Genomic DNA, 15,846 nt, shown 5'->3' with positions numbered 1-15,846 from the left:
TACCGATGAGCGTTCATCTGGAGGACTACCAGGACCTCCTCGACGATCTGGGAAACCACGCCACCGAGGTGCTGGAAAGTTCCTGGCAGGAGGCCAGCCGTGCCTTCAGCGCCAGTGGGCTTAAGCGTTACTACCTTGAAGGGGCCCGCAGTCTCCAGGCCCTGGGGCGCGGTTCCGAGATGGTCGTGGCCTTCGTGCAGGAGGCGCCTGCACTGGCCCAGGAACTGGGCGAGGATGCCGTTGCGGAACTGCTCGGTTCCGCGATCAAGATGTACTCCAAGACCTCCGCGGCGGTCATCACCCTGGTGATCGAGACTAGCCCGGTCGCGGCCCAGCGGCTTGGCGACTATTCGCTGTTCGAGGGGTATCTGCGCCTGCTGGATAACCTGCTGGGGCAGGCGCCGCGTGGTGTGCGGCCGATGCTGGAACACCTGGATGAGCTGCTGACCCACCTGACGCTGGGCGGTCTTCGGCGCTGGGCGACGTGGGGCGCGCAGGCGCACCGCACGGACCTGGAGGGCCAGATTGCCTACTTCGGTCTGGAGTCGCCGGAGTCACGCTCGGTGTTCCAGAAGGAGCGCCGCGGCACCCTGTTCGTGGACGTGCAGCGGCGTATCAACCTCTACTTGCGCTCGCTGTGGGCACGCGATTTCTTCATGCGCCCGACCAGTGGCGACTTCGAGTCGCGCGAGGGGTATCGCCCCTACATCGAGGGCTTCACGATCTTCCTGCCGGACGCCTACGACGATGTCGAGGGCCTCACCGGGCTGGATCTGTATCGCGCGGCGGCCGCGCACGCGGCATCCCATGTGGTGCATACCCGCGAGATGCAGCCGGACGAGGGGCCTCGGGGCGTGGTCGGCATCCTGACCGAGCTGTTCGAGGACGCGCGTATTGAGGCCCTGGCGATCGCGGCGTTCCCGGGCCTGCGCCAGATCTGGGTCCCGCTGCATACCGCCACGGCGGAGGATGGGGACACGGCGCAGGCAGTGCTGGCGCGCACCGCGCGCGCCTTGCTCGATCCGCAATACCACGACCCGCATGCATTCGTGCAGAAGGCGGTGAGCGCGTTTGCGGAACGCGTGGACGACCTTGAGGCCGCAGGGCTGGCCCGCGAGCTGGCCGAGGTGCTGGCACCCGAGTTTCCCGAGCAGGGCTACATGAACCCGGCCAAGGTCGCGCCGGATGTCCTCTATCGCGACGACAACCGCTATCTCTGGAACTTCGGGCGCGAAGAGGAAGAGGCGGAGGTCCTGGCCGCGCATGGCTCCGGGCAGGAGCGTTTCTACGTCACCCCGATGCAGATGATCAATACGTTGGACGTGCCGAACGCCGGCGACGACGCCCAGCAGATCCTGGTGCTGGCGACCGAGTGGTTCCGCGACGGCGAAAACGAAAGCATCAACCAGCAGGAGGGCAAGGAGCCGATCTCGCTGCCGTTCCACTATCACGAGTGGGACTACCAGATGCAGCTGGAGCGGCCGCACTGGGTCACACTGCTGGAGCGGCGCCCGAAGAAGGGCGACATCGAGGAAATCGAGGCCATCTACGACAAGCACAAGCCGCTGGTCTCGCGCCTGAAATTCCTGATCGAGGCGATGCAGCCCCAGGGCGTTCAGCGCATGCGCAAGCAGCCGGAGGGCGACGAGCTGGACGTGAACGCGCTGGTCGAGGCCCAGATTGACGTCCGCATGCGGCGCCAGCCCGACGAGCGCATCTATGTGCGCAATCTGCGTCATGTGCGCGATCTCTCCGTGCTGGTGCTGCTGGATCTGTCGGAGTCGACCAACGAGACGATCGGCGACGGCGAGACAACCGTGGTGCAACTGGCGCGCGAAGCGGCCACGCTGCTGTCCGGCGCGATCTCGCGCATTGGCGACCCGTTCGCGATCCATGGCTTCGCCTCCGACGGGCGCCACGACGTCGAGTACTACCGCTTCAAGGATTTCGACGCCCCGTTCGACGATACCGCGAAGGCCCGCCTCGCCGGGATGCAGGGCCAGCTCTCCACCCGCATGGGGGCGGCCATTCGCCACGCCGGCCAGCAGCTGCACAACCAGGGCACGGCGAAGAAGCTGTTGCTGATCATCACCGACGGCGAGCCGGCGGATACCGATGTGCGCGACCCGCAGTACCTGCGTCAGGATGCGAAGCGGGCGGTGGAGGAGGTTGGGCGCAAGGGGGTGTACACCTTCTGCATGAGCCTGGATCCGAACGCCGACGAGTACGTCGAGCGCATCTTCGGGGCCCAGCACTTCATGGTGCTGGACCAGATCGACCGGCTGCCGGAGAAGCTGCCGATGCTGTACGCGGGTCTCACGCGGTAAACGATACGTCGCGTATGACTCAGTCCCCTACGCCAAAGGAGTCCGGTCTCCCGCAGGTGATGCTCAAGTCGGAGCTGCCGGCGCACCTGATCCGGCATGCCACGCTGCGTCAGCTGCAGGTGTTCGAGGCGATCGTGCGCCTGGGGAGCTTTACCCGCGCGGCGGAAGAGCTGCATCTGACCCAGCCGACCGTCTCGATCCAGATCAAGAAGCTCTCCACGGCACTGGGGCTCCCGCTGTTTGAATACGTGGGGCGCAAGGCCTTCCCGACCGAGGTCGGGCTGCTGCTGTACGACACCTGCCGCGAGATGCTCGGCGCGCTGACCAACCTCGAGATGAAGCTGGCCGAGATGCACGGCCTCAAGCGCGGGCGTCTGCGTCTCGCGGTGATCACCACGGCGCAGTACTTCGCGCCCAGCATCCTCGGTCAGTTCGCCCGGCGGTATCCCGATATCGAGCTGTCGCTGGAGGTCAGCAACTTTGACCGGGTGCTGGAGCGGCTGTCGAACAACGACGACGACCTCTACATCATTGGGCATGTCCCCGAGCGGCTGACTGATGTCGCGGTGCACCCGTTCGCGCCCAATCCGCTGGTGGTGATGGCCAGCCGCGACCACCCGCTGGTCGGCCGGCGCAATATCCCGCTCAAGGAGCTGGAGCAGGAGACGTTCCTGATGCGCGAACCCGGCTCGGGTATCCGCGAGGCGACGCTCAAGCTGTTCCAGGAGCACGGGATCAGCCCGCCCGTGCGCATGGAACTGGGCAGTAACGAGGCGATCAAGCAGGCGGTGATCGGTGGTCTGGGGATTGCCGTGCTGTCGCTGCACACCCTGAGTGCCGAGGGGGCCGAGGGCCCGGTGGCGCTGCTGGATGTCGAGCACTTCCCGATCCATCGCCAGTGGCACATCGTCTACCCGAAGAAGAAGGTCCTGTCCGTCGTCGCCCAGACCTTTCTCGACTTCGCCATCCAGGACGAGGCCCGGGTGCGCGGGCAGGTCGAGGACCTGCTGGCCGCGTTCAAGGCCCAGGCCGGCTGAGTGGCGGCCATGACAGGCCCTGAGGGGTCCCTTGGGAAACGCTGATTGATCGGCGTTTCCCTGCGGCACAGGGACGTGCCGCCGGAATCGACCGCCGTAGGCGGTTGATTCCGGAGCAAGCTGCAAACCCCTTTGCCCGTGCAAAGAGATGCAAGACGATGCAGCGCCGCGTGCGCTGAGAAAGCCGGGATGGCTTTATTCAGCGCTTTCTTTAAAATTCACGTTTTACCCGGCCGCCATCGGCCCGAGTGGGAGAACGCGCAGTGAGCACCGTGACCCGTCCGCGTATCAGCGGTACCCAGTTCATCAACGCCGACGAGGCCCCGCGTTCGCGGCTGAGCCTGAGCGCCTCGCACCGCGACCAGCATCACCCGGTGACCGGGACGGGCAGCGATATGCTCGCCGCCGCGATCGATACCCCGCCGAACGAGAGCTGCGTGGTCTGCGCACCCGCCACGCGCCGTCTGGCCGAGGAGTTGTTCGACGCCTGGAATGAAGCCCTGCAGACGGGCGATGCCCGTCGTGTGACCGAGCTGTACGCCAATGACGCGGTGCTGCTGCCGACCGTGTCGAACGTCCCGCGTACCAATCACGCCGAGATCCAGGACTACTTCGAGCATTTCCTCGAGAAGAAGCCCTTCGGCACCATCAACACGCGCAACGTGAAGCTCGGCTGCAACAAGCTGACCGACGCCGGCACCTATACCTTCCGCGTGACCGACGGCAACGAGACGCAGGAAGTCCCCGCGCGCTACACCTTCGTCTACGAGAACCGCGACGGCAAGTGGCTGATCGTGCACCATCACTCGTCGATGATGCCGACCGCCTGAACAGGGTGCGGAGCCGCCCGGACCGCGTTCGGGCTGGATCCCCTGATTCCCGGGTTTAGCGGTCTTGTTGCAGGGCCCGAGCGAGCTTGATGCCGCTCGAGATCAGCCCTACATGACTGAATGCCTGCGGGAAATTGCCGAGGAAGGCGCCGGTGGCCGGGTCAATCTGTTCGGGGAGCAGGCCGAGGGGATTGGTGCGGGCGCACAGCGAGTCGTACAGGGCCTGGGCCTCTTCCAGGCGGCCCTGTCCCAGCAGGTTGTCGACCAGCCAGAAGCTGCACAGGACAAATGCACCCTCGTGCCCGGGCAGACCGTCCGGGGACTCTTCCGGAAGATAGCGGTACAGCAGGCCGTTGCCCGCGCCCAGGCGCCGGATAACGGCCTCTGTGGTGGCGATCATCTTCGGGTGATCGGCCGGGATTACACCGCGTCCCGGCAGGGCCAGCAGGCTCGCGTCGATGCCACCGCCGCCCAGGTGCTCGGTGAGACTGCGAAGCTCGGGGTCCCAGGCCTGGTCCAGGATTGCCTTGCGGATTTGTCCTGCCTCGGAACGCCACAGGTCGCTGTTGCCTGCCATGCCATTGTTATCGGCCAGGGCCGCTCCACGCTCCAGGGCGACCGCACACAGGGCGGCGGAGTAGGTAAAGGGACGGCCGGCGGTGCGGACTTCCCAGATGCCATGATCGGGGTTCTTCCACTCCTTCTCGGCGGCTTCGACCAGTCGCCGCAGGCGGCTCCACAGGTGCTCATCCAGCGTCCCGCCCCAGCGCTCCCACCGATAGGCGCAATCGAGGATCTCTCCGAATACGTCGTGCTGGCGCTGCTCCACCGCACCGTTGCCCCAGCGTACAGGCGCTGAGCCTCGGTAGCCCTCCAGTTCGGGATCGATTCGCTCCGGCTGCGGCAGGTGCCCGTCTACGTCATACAGCACCCGTGGCCAGCCCGCGCGATCCACCGCGTCCAGGGCCCAGCCGATAAAGCCCGCGGCCTCGTGGGTCATGCCGATATCGCTCATGGCATACACGGAAAATGCCGCATCGCGTATCCATGCGTAGCGGTAATCCCAGTTGCGCGGGCCGCCTATTGCTTCCGGCAGGGACGAGGTCGGCGCGGCGATCATCGCTCCGGTCGCGGTGTAGTCCATCAACTTGAGCGTGACGGCCGAGCGCCGGACGAGGTCCTCGCAGGGGCCTTCATAGTGGAAATGGGTCATCCAGCGCCGCCAGACCTCCAGCGTGGCCTCGAGCAGTTCCTCGGGTGTGCGGGCCTGGAAACGGTGCGTGTGCGGGCCCCAGCCCAGGATCAGGTAGTGCTGGTCTCCGGCCTCGAGTTCGTGTTCGCTGTCGGTGTCCTCCAAGGGCAGCGACGAGCTCAGCGACAGCTCCAGTTCCGGCTGGCGGTACAGCGACAGGCCCAGGCCGGCACCGTGTGGATACGCCTTCGCACCTCCCCTGGGTGCGATCCTGACCCGCAGCCGCACGCGGCCTTCCAGCACCTCGATCCGCCGGAGCAGTTCGTTGCGCCCTGCCGGCGCATCCTCGGACAAGTCGGCCCCGGCGCGCAGGGGCAGACAATCAGTGACCCGGATGCGTCCTTCGGGGCCGGTCATCTCCGTGATCAGGACCGCAGTGTCGGGCATATAGCGCTGGTGCGAGGCGACCAGGGGCTCCGGGGCCACGGTGAAGTCACCGCCTCGCTGGTGATCGAGCAGAGCGCAGAACAGGGGCTCGGAATCGAAGCGAGGCGCGCACATCCAGGGGATGGACCCGTCGCGCCCCACCAGGGCGGCAGTCGTGCAATTGCCTATCAGGCCGTGTTCTTCGATGGGCAGGTAGCCCTCGACACGGGATATGGGGCGGTCGGATACCGTCACGGGCTCACTCCCTCGACATGGGATGTTGGCAAGACATACCGGGCGGATCGCCCGGTTCCATAATCACGACGGAGGCGCCGGGCAGGTCCAGGTTCTCCTGCCCGATCACGATCTCCGCTTCGGATCGCAGCAGCAGGCGTGATCGTGCGGTCCCGGGGCATGCCAGGCGTTGCGCATCGGGGTGCAGGTTGCACGCGACCAGCAGTCCCGGCCGGTGCATCACGAACCATCGGGCTGTCTCGTCGAAGTATGCGTCGATGGCATCCAGGCGATCATCGCTGAAGGCCGGGTGGGTGCGGCGCAGGGCGATCAGCGCCTGGTACCAGCGCAGGATCGCGGCATGTCGCGGCTGTTCGCGTTCGTCCCAGTCCAGTCTCGATCGTTCGAAGGTCTCGCGGGCCTGCGGGTCCGGGATGTCGCCCGGATCCCCGACGAAGGCGGCGAACTCGCGCCGCCGACCCTCGGTGACTGCCTGGCCCAGTTCCGGGTCGGTGTGATCCGTGAAGTACAGAAAGTGGCTCGAGGCGCCCCATTCTTCGCCCTGGAACAGCATTGGTACGAAGGGGCTGGTCATGACCAGGGCCGCTCCGACCTTGAGCAGGCCGGGGGAGACCAGTTCGCTGATGCGTTCTCCGTTGGCGCGGTTGCCGATCTGGTCGTGGTTCTGCAGGCAACCGACGAAGCGCCGTCCCGGCTGGTCCGCCGCGGGGCGGCCGTGCCGCCGGCGGCGGAAGGGCGAATAGCGGCCGTCGTTGGCGAGGCCGCGGGTCAGCACCCGGGCCAGGTCGGCCAGCCCGCGAAAGTCCATGTAGTAGCCGTCGGACTCGCCGGTCAGTGCGGTGTGCAGCGCGTGATGGAAATCCTCGTTCCACTGGGCGTCCAGCCCGTAGCCGCCGGCCTCGACCGGCCACGCCACGCGCGGGTCGTTGCGGTCGTTCTCGGCGATCACCACCAGGTGCCGGCCGAGCTGCCGCCCGAGGCGCTGCACCTCGCCGGCGAGCTGCTCGAGGAAATGGGTGGCCGAGGTGTCGACGATCGCGTGCACCGCGTCGATGCGCAGGCCGTCGATGTGATAGTCGCGCAGCCACATCAGGGCATTGTCGATGAAGAACCGGCGCACGCTGTCGCTGTCCGCGCCGTCGAGGTTGACCGCGTCGCCCCACGGGGTGTGGTAGCGGTCGGTGAAGTAGGGGCTGAACTGCGCCAGGTAGTTGCCGTCCGGCCCGAGGTGGTTATAGACCACGTCCAGCAGCACCGCGATGCCGCGGCGGTGGCAGGCGTCGACCAGGCGTTTCAGGCCGTCGGGACCCCCGTAGGCATGGTGCGGGGCATACAGGTCGACCCCGTCGTAGCCCCAGCCGCGGGCGCCGGGAAACGCGGCCACCGGCATCAGCTCCAGGTGGGTGATGCCGAGTTCGGCCAGATGGCCGAGGCGGTCGATCACGCCGTCGAAGCTGCCCTCCGGGGTGAAGGTGCCGACGTGGATCTCCTGGATCACCGCCGCGGCCAGCGGCGGCGCCTGCCAGCCGGCATCGTTCCAGACGAAGCGGGAATGGTCCAGCCAGCGCGACGGGCCGTGCACCCCCTGCGGCTGCCAGGCGGAACGCGGGTCGGGGAACGGCCCGTTGCCGTCGACGCGAAAGGCGTAGTCGCTGCCATGCACCAGCCGCGAGGTCTGCAGCGACCACCAGCCCTCGCCCTGGCGGTCCATCGGCATGCGGCTGCCGCCGCACTCGAGCTCGACCTGGTTCGCCTGCGGGGCCCAGACGCGCACGCGGGTCATGCGGTCTCTTCCTCGCGTTCGAGCAGTGCCACCGGAAACGCATCGAGGAGCTCGGCCACCAACCGGTCGCCGCCCTCGAAGGTCTCGCCCGAGAGGCGGTTGTGCCAGACGCCGGGCGGCAGCCCGAGCCGGGTGTCGCGCCAGTCGCCCCCCAGCCCGAGCACCAGGCGCGGCACCAGCACCAGCGCGCCTTCCCCGCGCAGGTAGGCCACTGCATGCCCGGCGCGCTCGCCGGTGACCCGCAGCGGGGTGTAGGCCGCATCCGGCCGGAACCATTCCGGATGGCGGTGGCGCAGGGTCAGCGCCTGGTGCACCACCCACTGCTTGGGCAGGCCCTCGTCGGCACGGGCACTGATCTGCGCCGGGGTCAGGTGACCGAGTTCCTCCAGCAGTCGGGCCCGGGTCACGAAGTCCACCGGGCGGCGGTTGTCCGGATCGACCAGGCTCAGGTCCCACAGCTCACTGCCCTGGTAGAGGTCCGGAACCCCTGGCGCGGTGAGCTTGATCAGGGTCTGCGCCAGGCTGTTGGTGCGACCGGGGCCGATCAGCGGTTGCAGGAACGACTCCAGCGCGTTGCGAAATCCTGCATCCTCCAGCGTCCCGCTCACGAAGTCGCGCAATGCCTGCTCGTAGTCCTCTTGGGGGTGGGTCCAGCTGCTGTACTGCTTGGCCTCGCGCGCGGCCTTTTCCATGTAGGCGGTCATGCGCTGGGCATCAATCGGCCAGGCGCCGACCAGCGTCTGGTAGTACAGGTATTCGGTGGCCGGTTCCGGCCAATCGCCGCTGCGGTAGCGGGCGTTGTGTCGCATCCAGCTGCGCGTGGCTTTTGCCCACGCATCCGGGATCTCGGAGAGCAGCACCAGGCGCGCGCGCACGTCTTCACTGCGTTTGGTGTCGTGGGTGGAGGTGGTAAGCATGGTCTCCGGGTGACGCGCGTGTACCAGGGCGCAGGCCTCGTGGAATGCATCGACCGATATGCCGAAACGTTCCGGGTCGCCACCGACCTCGTTGAGCGCCGTCAGGCGGTGGAAGCGGTACAGCGCGGTGTCCTCGACCCCCTTGGCCATCGCCGGCCCGGTCAACTGCTGGAAGCGCAGGGCGAGTTCGTTCTCGCGCTCGCCGGGGATGCGCAGCAGGAGCAGGTCGCGCAGGAACTGCAGCAGCTCGCTGTCCAGCTCCGGACGGCGTTCGCCCGCCTGGTGGATCGCGGCGTCTACATAGTCGACGTCGGTCGCCGCCACTGAGCCTTCACGCGGGCTCACGTAGGTGCGGTAGACGGGGAAGCAGGAGGCTGTCTCCAGCAGGGCCAGGTGCAGCTCGTGGCGCGTATAGTCGCGGTGTCGGCGGTGCAGTTCGCAGATGTCCACGAACAGCGAACTCAGCCGGTTCAGCTCGCTGCCGAGCAGGTCCTTCAGTACCTGCCGCTTGGACTCGTAGACCAGCCCGGCGTAGTCGGCGTGCTCGCCGGTGAGTTCCTCGAACAGCCGCGTCAGCGGGGCCTCGCCCGCCGGGTCCACGAACAGCCCCTGTACGCGGTTGAGAAAGTCGTAGCCGGTGGTGCCGGCGATCGGCCAGTCTCCGGGCAGCTGTTCGCCGGGCTCGAGGATCTTTTCGGCGACGATCCAGGCGCCCGGGCAGGCCCGGCTCAGCTGACTGAAGTACTGCCCCGGGTCGCGCATGCCGTCGGGGTGGTCGATCCGCAGGCCATGCACCGAGCCTTCCTCTACCCAGCGGAGCGGTAGTGCATGTACTGCCTCGAAGACCTCTTCCTGCTCCTGGCGCAGGCCGGCCAGGTCGTTGATGTCGAAGAACCGCCGATAACCGAGATCGCGTCCGGCGGTACGCCACCAGGCCAGGCGGTAGTTCTGTTTCTCGATCAGTGCATCCAGGGCATCGGGCCGCGTATTGATCTGGTCCACCTCGGCCTCGATGGCCGCAGCGGCCGCCGGATCCTGCCGGGTGGTGTTGTCGAGGAGTTGACGGATGACGTCCTGATCCCGATGGCGCCGAGACGCCGCGTCGCGGGCGGTCAGCCATGGCTGCGGCAGGCGCGCGCAAGACTCCGCGAGAAAGCCCAGCAATTCGATACCCGTGGCGCGGTACGCGCGGTGGAGCAGGTCGTTCAGCGAGGACGGGTCCAGCGGGAAGCGGTGTTCGTGACAGGCGAGCTCGAACAGGCCGTCGCCATACTGGAGACGGATCTCGCCAGCCTCCAGGATGCGCCCGTAATGATCGCCCAGCACCGGCAGGAGCACCTTGTTCGGCCAGCGCTCCTCCGATGATTCCCAGTCCACATCGAAATACATCGCAAACGGGCTGGAGGGGCCATTCTCCAGTACATTCCACCACCACGGGTTCTGGGCTCCGGCCACCGCCATGTGGTTCGGTACGATGTCCAGCACCAGGCCCATACCGGCCTGCTCCAGTGCCGCGCACAGGCGCTGGCGCGCCGGCTCGCCGCCGAGCTCGTCGTTCACCCGCGAGGGGTCGACCACGTCATAGCCATGGGTGCTGCCGTGCACCGCCTGCAGGATCGGAGAAAGGTAGAGATGCGATACGCCCAGCCGGGCGAGGTAGGGGGTCACGCGCGCGGCATCATCCAGTGTGAAGCCGGCGTGCAACTGCAAGCGGCAGGTGGCGGTCCGTTCAGGCTGCACGGGCTGTTCTCCGGGACCGGTTCCGGCAAGGAGAAGCGCCGGGCCGGATTCCGGAACCACCCCTTATAGCGCTACCGAAGGATCTTCGCATCGCCCTCCGCCTCGAGGATCAACCAGCCTCCACTCTGAATATGGACCACATCGCGGTCGAAAGGAACGTATGTCCTGTGTGTTGCGCCCCCCGTTCCACTGGTACGGCCGCTGGCATGAGGACGAGGCGGGCAGAATTCGCTCCGGCATGCAGGTGCAAACGCATCAGCGCCAACCCCGGCTTGCCCGTTGGTACAACCCGGGATACTGTCGGGTTCGGATCAAGAGCAGGGGACACACATGAACCCGAATCGCATCAGGAGCCTGACGGCTGCCACCATTGTGTTCGCCGTGGCCGGCAGCGCCCACGCCGCGGGCACCGCGCAGCTCGAGCTGGATGGGCAGTCCCATGATCTCGACGTTCAGGTCTGTGATTTCTCAGGCGAGTCCGACGAAGGTGACCTGCAGACACTCGTTGGCGATGCCGAGACTGAAGATGGCCCGATGCGGGTGTTTGTCTCGCGCAATGAGGTCAGCGGCATGCTGATGCATACGGTCAGCGTGCAGATCGGGGATGTAATGTCGCCGGAGGGCGAGGTGCTGGAGGCCAACCGCAGCCGTTCCGGCGATCAGTGGTTCTCCGCTGCGGACGGTCCCTCCGAACCCCTGATCCGGATCGACGGCGCGGAACTGGTCGCCGAGGGGCTGTTTTCCGATACCGGGATGACGCGGGATCCAGTCGAGGGGCGCCTGACCGCGACCTGCAACGACCCGGGTGTCTGAGCCAGGCCGCGACGGATCGCAGGCGGCGGTCGCCGCTGCAGTATGCGCAGCCACGGGCGCCCGCCGCGCGATCCCCATCGAGCATGTCCAGACGCTCTGGAGCGGCTACGGCGAGATCGTCCGCTATCGTCTGGAGGGGGCGTCCGTTCCCACCGTTATCGCCAAGCACATTGTGTTTCCGGCCAATCGCCGCCACCCGCGCGGCTGGTCAGGGGCGCGGGGGCATGAGCGCAAGCGGCACTCCTATCAGGTCGAGATGCACTGGTATCGCGACTGGGCGGGGCGCTGCCGCGACGCCTGTCGTGTCCCGCGATGCCACCTCGCGCAGGACCTGGGCGATTCCCACCTGATTGTGCTGGAGGACCTGGATGCCGCCGGTTTTCCGCTTCGGCACGATGACCTGTCGGTGGAGCAGGCCGGCGTTTGCCTGGGATGGCTTGCGGCCTTTCACGCGACCTTTCTCGGTGCCAGGCCCTTGGGACTCTGGACTACGGGTACCTACTGGCACCTCGCGACCCGGCCGGACGAATGGGCGGCCATCGCTGATCCCCAACTGCGCGAAGCAGCCCCGAAGCTCGATCAGCGACTCAGTTCGGCGCGCTTTCAGACGCTGGTGCATGGCGATGCCAAGGTCGCGAACTTCTGTTTCAGCGAACGTGGCGATCGGGTGGCCGCGGTGGATTTCCAGTATGTCGGGGGTGGCTGCGGGATGAAGGACGTTGCGTACTTCATCGGCAGCTGTCTGGACGAGGCTGATCAGGAACGCTTCGAGAAGGAACTGCTGGAGGGGTATTTCGCTGCACTGCGCTCGGAGGTTGTCGCCACGCACGGAGGGGGTGTGGACCTGGACGCACTGGAGCAGGAATGGCGCGAGCTGTTCCTGCTGGCCCAGGCGGATTTCCAGCGTTTTCTGGCCGGCTGGAGTCCGGAGCACTGGAAACGCAACGACTACGCCGAGCGCGTGACGCGCAGTGTGTTGGAACGGCTGTAAGGCCAACCGTCCGGACGCGGAGAGCGCCCGGACGGGTTCGCGTCAGGAAGCGAGTCGCTTGTACTTGACCCGATGGGGCTGGTCGGCCTCAGCGCCCAGGCGCTTGTGGCGGTCTTCCTCGTATTCCTGGTAGTTGCCGTCGAAGAACACCACGTTGCCATCCTCCTCGAACGCGAGGATGTGCGTGGCGATGCGGTCGAGGAACCAGCGGTCATGCGATATCACGATCGCGGAGCCGGGGAAGTCCAGCAGGGCCTCTTCCAGCGCGCGCAGGGTCTCGACGTCCAGATCGTTCGTCGGTTCGTCGAGCAGCAGGAAGTTGCCACCGCTCTGGAGCAGCTTGGCCAGGTGTACGCGGTTGCGTTCCCCGCCGGACAGCTCCTTCATGCGTTTCTGCTGGTCGGTGCCCTTGAAGTTGAAGCGGCCGACGTAGGCGCGTGACGGCATCTGGAAATTGCCGACCTGGATGATGTCCTGGCCGTTGGAGATCTCCTCCCAGACGGTTTTCTCGTCCTGCAGCGCGTCGCGGCTCTGGTCCACATAGGCCAGCTGCACGGTCTCGCCCAGTTCGATCGTGCCTTCGTCCGGCTGTTCCTGTTCGGCGATCATGCGGAACAGGGTGGTCTTGCCGACGCCGTTCGGGCCGATCACGCCGATCAGCGCGCCGCGTGGCACGGAGAACGACAGACCCTGGTAGAGCACGCGGTCGCCGAAGTTCTTGGACAGGCCGTCCACCTCCAGCACCTTGTCGCCCAGGCGCGGGCCTGGCGGGATGTAGATTTCCTTGGTCTCGGAGCGCTTCTGGTAGTCGGTGGAGGCGATCTCCTCGAAGCGCTTCAGGCGCGCCTTGCTCTTGGCGCCGCGGCCCTTCGGGTTGGAACGCACCCACTCGAGCTCCGACTCCATCGCCTTCACGCGGGCGGCCTCGGCCTTTTCTTCCTGCTTCAGGCGCTTTTCCTTCTGCTCCAGCCACTGCGAGTAGTTGCCCTGGAACGGAATGCCCTGGCCGCGGTCGAGCTCGAGAATCCAGCCGGCCACGTTGTCGAGGAAGTAACGGTCATGGGTGACCGCGACCACGGTGCCCTGGAACTCCTGCAGGAAGCGTTCCAGCCAGGCCACGGATTCGGCGTCCAGGTGGTTGGTCGGCTCGTCGAGGATCAGCATGTCCGGGCTGGACAGCAGCAGGCGGCACAGGGCCACGCGGCGGCGTTCCCCCCCGGACAGGGTCTTCACGTCCGCATCCCACGGCGGCAGGCGCAGGGCGTCTGCGGCGACCTCCAGCTTGCGCTCGAGGTTGTGGCCGTCGGCCGCTTCGATCTTCGCCTCCAGCTCGCCCTGCTTGGCGGCCAGGGCATCGAAGTCGGCATCGGCCTCGGCATAGGCGGCATACACCTGATCCAGCTCGGCCAGCGCCTCCTTGATCGGGGCCACGGCCTCCTCGACATTGCCGCGCACGTCCTTGCTCTCGTCGAGCTGCGGCTCCTGCGGCAGGTAGCCGATATTGATGCCCGGCTGCGGCCGCGCCTCGCCGACGATCTCGGTGTCCACGCCCGCCATGATGCGCAGCAGTGTGGATTTCCCCGCACCGTTGTAACCCAGCACGCCGATCTTGGCGCCCGGGAAGAAGTTCAGGTTGATGTCCTTGAGGATGTACTTCTTCGGCGGGACGATCTTGCCCACACCGTTCATCGTGAAGATGTACTGCGCCATGATGCTCCTGCGACCAATGCGGTTTGAATGAGGGACAGGCCCTTTACGGCCCTTTCTGGGCCCGCACTTTACCATCCCGGCAATCCGGAGGCGCATGTCCCCGGTGATCCCGGAGCTTGTGAACGCCTCCAGGGCGTCAGGTCGTGATGAAAACGGCAAAGGGCGGGCGCCGCGATGGCCGCCCGCCCCGATAGCTCATGGCTCAGGCGTTACGTGCGAAGTAGCTGGTCATCAGGTTGCGGTAGTTGGGGATGTGCTCGGAGAGCAGCGATCCCAGGCCTTCGACATCATTGCGCCAGTCGCGGTGCAGTTCGCAGGCCATCGCAAACCAGCCCATCAGCTGGACGCCGGCGGCCTCCATGCGGGACCAGGCGGAATCGCGGGTGGTCTTGTTGAAGGTGCCCGAGGCGTCGGTCACCACGAACACGTCGTAGCCCTCCTCGATGGCGGACAGCGCAGGGAAGGCCACGCACACCTCCGTGACGACACCGGCGATGATTAGCTGCTTCTTGCCGGTGGCCTTCACGGCAGCCAGGAATTCCTCGTTGTCCCAGGCGTTGATGTTGCCCGGACGCGCGATATAGGGGGCGTCGGGGAACATCTCCTTCAGTTCCGGCACCAGTGGTCCATTGGGGCCGGCCTCGAAGCTGGTGGTCAGGATGGTGGGCAACCCGAAGTACCGGCCGCAGGCCGCCGTGGCCAGCACGTTGTTCTTGAATTCGCTGGGTTCGAAGTCCTGGACCAGCGAGATCAGACCGGACTGGTGATCGACCAGCAGCAGCGCGGCATCGTCCTTGTCGAGGCGGCGGTAGGTGTAGTCGTGATTCATGTCGTTCTCCTTGTGAAGGCCTGCCGGGCAGGCATGAAAGTCCGCGACGCGGGTGCGCCGCGGGGTGGGGTCAAGTGGATGGGGCGGAGTGCTGCAGGCGGCCCTCGCGATAGTCGCGGATGGCCTGGCGGATCTCCTCCGGCGTATTCATGACGAAGGGCCCCTGGCCGACGACGGGCTCGTCGATGGGTTCGCCGGACAGGACCAGTACGGTGGCCTCGTTGTTGGATTCGACGATCACCCCCTCGTGCTCCGCGCTCAGCATCACCAGCTGGCCGCCGCGCGCGATCTCGCTGCCGTTCACCTGAACGGTGCCGTGCAGTACCACCAGCATGGAGTTCCAGCCGTGCGGCAGGTCCAGGCGGACCTCGCCGTCGCGCTCCAGGCGCAGGTCCCATACCTGCATCGGGCTGAAGGTGCGGGCCGGCCCTCGCTGCCCGGCATACTCGCCGGCAATGACTCGCAGCCGCCCCGCGGCGTCCGGCAGTGCGATCTCCGGGATGTCGGTGACGCCCAGGTGCTGATAGCCCGGTGCCGTCATCTTGTATCGGGACGGCAGGTTGACCCAGAGCTGCACCATCTCCAGCCGCCCGCCGGTGCGGGTGAAGCGCCGGGAATGGAACTCCTCGTGCAGGATGCCGGCACCGGCGGTCATCCACTGCACGTCGCCCGGTCCGATAATGCCGCCGGCCCCGGTGGAGTCGGCATGCTCTACCTCGCCATCCAGCACGATGGTGACGGTCTCGAACCCCCGGTGCGGATGTTCTCCGACGCCGCGCGGCCGGGCCGCGGGTTCGAAATCCATGGGGCCGGCATGGTCGAGCAACAGGAACGGGCTCACGTGGCGGCCGTGAGTCTGGTAGGAAAACAGCGAACGCACGGGAAAGCCGTTGCCGACCCAGTGGCGGGGTGGGGCGCTGTATGTACCCAGGATGGTCTTCATGTCGTCCTCCTCGAAAGGCCGTGGTTGGTGGCCTGACGAGAATCCTGGCAGCA

Annotated in this window: 11 protein-coding genes; 5 read left to right on the top strand and 6 right to left on the bottom strand. The window is 66.6% G+C overall.

What is annotated here, in order from left to right:
• Positions 1-5 precede the first annotated feature (5 nt).
• The 3 genes from F466_RS0105535 (at position 6) to F466_RS0105525 (ending at position 4,194) form a co-directional block, all read left to right on the top strand.
• Positions 6-2,327, top strand: coding sequence for a nitric oxide reductase activation protein NorD (locus F466_RS0105535; protein ID WP_018138842.1), 2,322 nt, complete (start codon positions 6-8; stop codon positions 2,325-2,327).
• Positions 2,328-2,386: 59 nt separating this feature from the next.
• The gene (locus tag F466_RS0105530; protein ID WP_018138841.1) at positions 2,387-3,364 is read left to right on the top strand and encodes a LysR family transcriptional regulator; all 978 of its coding nucleotides are present in this window, start codon (positions 2,387-2,389) and stop codon (positions 3,362-3,364) included.
• Positions 3,365-3,627: 263 nt separating this feature from the next.
• Positions 3,628-4,194: an SgcJ/EcaC family oxidoreductase gene (locus tag F466_RS0105525; protein WP_018138840.1), complete on the top strand. Its 567-nt coding sequence runs from the start codon at positions 3,628-3,630 to the stop codon at positions 4,192-4,194.
• A gap of 55 nt (positions 4,195-4,249) precedes the next feature.
• On the opposite strand, the gene F466_RS0105520 is transcribed toward F466_RS0105525, so the two are convergent.
• From F466_RS0105520 to treY, 3 genes are read right to left on the bottom strand one after another with little or no spacing between them, the layout of a single operon-like run.
• Complete coding sequence (locus F466_RS0105520) at positions 4,250-6,067, bottom strand: glycoside hydrolase family 15 protein (protein WP_018993629.1); 1,818 nt, start codon at positions 6,065-6,067, stop codon at positions 4,250-4,252.
• A gap of 4 nt (positions 6,068-6,071) precedes the next feature.
• Positions 6,072-7,850 (bottom strand): malto-oligosyltrehalose trehalohydrolase, encoded by a 1,779-nt coding sequence (treZ, locus tag F466_RS0105515; protein ID WP_018993628.1) that lies wholly within the window; start codon positions 7,848-7,850, stop codon positions 6,072-6,074.
• Positions 7,847-10,507 carry a malto-oligosyltrehalose synthase gene (gene treY / locus F466_RS0105510; RefSeq protein WP_018993627.1) on the bottom strand — a complete coding sequence of 887 codons (2,661 nt, stop codon included), beginning with the start codon at positions 10,505-10,507 and terminating at the stop codon, positions 7,847-7,849. Before treY ends, treZ begins: the two co-directional genes overlap by 4 nt.
• A 330-nt stretch (positions 10,508-10,837) precedes the next feature.
• Here treY and F466_RS0105505 point away from each other — a divergent pair, with 330 nt between their 5' ends.
• On the top strand, positions 10,838-11,320 hold the full coding sequence (locus F466_RS0105505) for a hypothetical protein (RefSeq protein WP_018993626.1): 483 nt from the start codon (positions 10,838-10,840) through the stop codon (positions 11,318-11,320).
• Entirely contained in the window at positions 11,313-12,311 is a 999-nt protein-coding gene (locus F466_RS0105500) for a phosphotransferase (protein WP_018993625.1), read from the top strand. The genes F466_RS0105505 and F466_RS0105500 overlap by 8 nt, the downstream gene beginning before the upstream one ends.
• A gap of 42 nt (positions 12,312-12,353) precedes the next feature.
• Here F466_RS0105500 and ettA read toward each other — a convergent pair whose 3' ends face one another.
• The 3 genes from ettA to F466_RS0105485 form a co-directional block, all read right to left on the bottom strand.
• Entirely contained in the window at positions 12,354-14,021 is a 1,668-nt protein-coding gene (ettA, locus tag F466_RS0105495) for an energy-dependent translational throttle protein EttA (RefSeq protein WP_018174432.1), read from the bottom strand.
• Positions 14,022-14,223: 202 nt separating this feature from the next.
• On the bottom strand, positions 14,224-14,850 hold the full coding sequence (gene ycaC / locus F466_RS0105490; RefSeq protein WP_018174436.1) for an isochorismate family cysteine hydrolase YcaC: 627 nt from the start codon (positions 14,848-14,850) through the stop codon (positions 14,224-14,226).
• Positions 14,851-14,920: 70 nt separating this feature from the next.
• A complete protein-coding gene (locus F466_RS0105485) occupies positions 14,921-15,793 on the bottom strand; it encodes a pirin family protein (protein WP_018993624.1) in 873 nt (290 codons plus the stop codon).
• Between the last annotated feature and the right edge of the window lie 53 nt (positions 15,794-15,846).

The sequence above is a fragment of the Thioalkalivibrio sp. ALgr1 genome (assembly GCF_000378285.1).
In the GTDB taxonomy this organism is placed as follows: domain Bacteria; phylum Pseudomonadota; class Gammaproteobacteria; order Ectothiorhodospirales; family Ectothiorhodospiraceae; genus Thioalkalivibrio.
This window is presented reverse-complemented; position numbering and strand designations above follow the sequence as displayed.